General features: G+C 73.9%; 1 protein-coding gene. It reads right to left on the bottom strand.

Annotated elements, in window-relative coordinates; genetic code table 11:
- Positions 1 to 330: 330 nt before the first annotated feature.
- Positions 331 to 2,262 (bottom strand): ABC transporter ATP-binding protein, encoded by a 1,932-nt coding sequence (locus tag ACFV4G_RS38830; RefSeq protein WP_380447497.1) that lies wholly within the window; start codon positions 2,260 to 2,262, stop codon positions 331 to 333.
- Positions 2,263 to 2,741 lie beyond the last annotated feature (479 nt).

Genomic DNA, 2,741 nt, shown 5'->3' with positions numbered 1-2,741 from the left:
GCTGTGTTCTGGTGATACACCGCGTGGATAAAAACGAGGGTGGTGGGCCCCGCGCCAATCCGGCGCGCCTGCTATCTATCGGTGGCCCCGCACGGCCCCGCCGGCCGCCCCGCGCCCCCCCGGGGCAGCAATCCGTGTGTGGCGCAAGGCCGTCCCGGTAGTCATCGCCGACAACCCTAGTGCGCCGGGCGCTGCCGATCCACTGATCGGGGACGGTCGTCGGATGCTTCCCGGTCGGTGACCACCGACCGTACCGCGGTGCCCGGACGGTACGGAACACCCGTACTGTCCGGGCGGGGAAGACCGCAGGAGTCCGACGGCAGCCGGAAGCTAGCTAATCCTGGATCCCGGGCGTTGGGCGGGCAGGCCGCTGCGTTCGTTCTGGAGGTCCCACAATTCGCGGAAGCGGCCGCCCTTCTCGGCCACCAGCTGGGTGAAGGTGCCCTCCTGGAGGACCTTGCCGTCCTCCAGGACGACGATGCGGTCGGCGACGGCCACGTTCGTGAGCCGGTGCGTGACGAGGACGACCGCCCGCTCCTGCGCGACGGCGCGCAGGTTGCGGAAGATGCGGTGCTCGGCGCGCGGGTCGAGGGCGGCGGTGGGTTCGTCGAGGACCAGGAGGCCGGCCTCGCGGTGGAAGGCGCGGGCGATCGCGAGGCGCTGCCACTGGCCGCCGGAGAGTTCCTCGCCGCCCATCCACTCGACGGCCAGGAGCGTGGACAGGCCCCGGCGGAGCTTGGCGACGACCTCGGCCGCGCCGGAGGCCTCGGCGGCGCGCAGCACGGCGGCGTCGCCGTCGGCGGCGGGCTGGCCGAGGGTGATGTTGTCGCGGCAGGTGAGCGGCCAGCGGGCGTAGTCCTGGGGGACGACGGCGACCTGGTGCCACAGGGCGTGCGGGTCGAGGTCGCGGGTGTCGTGCCCGTCCCACCGCACGGATCCGGCGGTGGGCAGGTAGAGGCCGGACAGGAGCTTGGCGAGGGTGGTCTTGCCGGAGCCGTTCTCGCCGACGAGCGCCAGGATCTCGCCGCGTTCGACGTGCAGGTTCACGCCGTCGAGCGCCGTGCGTTCGGAGGAGGGGTAGGCGTAGCGGAGGTCCTCGACGGCGATGCGGCGCGGGGGCTCCGGCACCCGGTCGCCGCGCCGGGGGCGGTGGCCGCCGGCGGTGTCGAGGAAGGTGGACCAGTCGTCGAGGTACATGCCGGTGCGGAACAGGTCGGCGCCGTAGCCGACGATGCCGTGCAGGCTGGTGCCGACCGCGCCGAGCGCGAACACCGCCGCGCCGCCCTGGGGGAGGCCCATGCGGCCGGTGCTGACGAGCCAGAGCATCGCCGCCCACACGAGGGCGGTGCCGAGCCCGGTGGCGGCGGCGCCGAGCACCGAGACGCGGGCGCTCTGCAGTGCGGCCCGGCGGGAGGTGGCGTCGAGGCGGCGGCCGACGTGCTCGTACTTCTCGAGCAGGAAGTCGCCCATGGTGTCGGAGCGGATCTGGTCGGCGTTGCGTTTGACGTGGATGTACCAGCGCAGGTTGGCCATGATCCGGCGGTCGCCGATGGTGGCCCGGTTCGCGAGGAACTGGACCCGGGCGGCGCGCACCGACGCGAAGCCCTGCGGCAGCGCGGCGAGCACCAGCAGCGGGAGCAGGAGGGGGTGGAGGACGGTGAGGACTCCGGCGGCGCCGATGAGCGAGGCGACGGAGGCGATCAGGTTCTGCGCCTCGCCGACGATGTCGACGCACACGTCGGCGCCGCGGTCGGCGGCGTCCAGTTCGTCGTTGTAGCCGGCGGTGTCGTAGGCGGTGAGCTCGGCGGCGACGGTGGCGCGCAGGACGGCCGCCTCGGCCTCGCGGGAGATGCGCGGGGAGAGGTGGATGGTGATGGTGCGGATCGTGATGCCGAGCAGCGAGCGGGCGCCGGCCGCGGCCGCGATCACCAGGATCGACGGCGCGGCGTGCGCGAGCTTGTCACCCACCCGGCCGGGGCCGAACAGGGCGGCGATGGTGCCGGTCGTGGCGAGCAGGCCGGTCGCGCCGAGCACGGCGGAGAGGACCTGGCAGGCGAGGAGCAGGGCGACGGAGAACCGGTCGATGCGCCAGCCGAGGCGGAAGGCGCGGACGACGAGCGTGGGCAGGCGGCGGGCCATCGCACCGACGCTGATCGCCTCGATGGTCTCGATGCGGCGGCGGTCGGCCAGCCACGTGAGTTCCTCGTCGGCGTCGTCGGGGGCGTTGACGCCGTCGGCGGACCGCTGGGTCGGGGCGCTCATGCTCCCACCTCGCGGGGGTCGTTGAACACCGGGGTAGGGGGATTCACCACAGCTCCTCCAGGCGCGTGAACGGACGTGCGGAGCCGTCGCCGGGCAGCCCGAATAGAGCCCAAATGGGTAAAGAGACAACGGAGTTGAGGCTGCACGGCGGGCGGCGGAGGTCCGATGATGGTGCTGTTCGAGCCCGTCGTTCAAGCGATTTGCTCCCGGGCGAGCCCGGGTCGAACGGGGTGTTTTCGAGCACCCGGCGAGGGCCCGTGGAGCGCAGGGAAGCCGGGCGCGCAAGGCGCGGAGACGTTGGCGGGGGAGGTCGGACGGCGCCGCGGACCCGATGCCGGATTCACTCGTTCGGCTGGTCGTGCGGCGCGCGCGGGGGCCCCGAACGCCACCCGGGCCGCGGGCCCGGGGGGTCCCGGCCGCGGGGGGGGGCGCCCGGGGGGCGCCGGAGCGCACAGACACGCGCTCGGGGTGGGCCCCCC

Origin of the sequence: Kitasatospora sp. NPDC059747 (genome assembly GCF_042732955.1) — a bacterium.
Classification (GTDB): domain Bacteria; phylum Actinomycetota; class Actinomycetes; order Streptomycetales; family Streptomycetaceae; genus Kitasatospora.
Note: the sequence above shows the minus strand (reverse complement) of the source record. Positions and strands in the feature narration are given on the sequence as shown.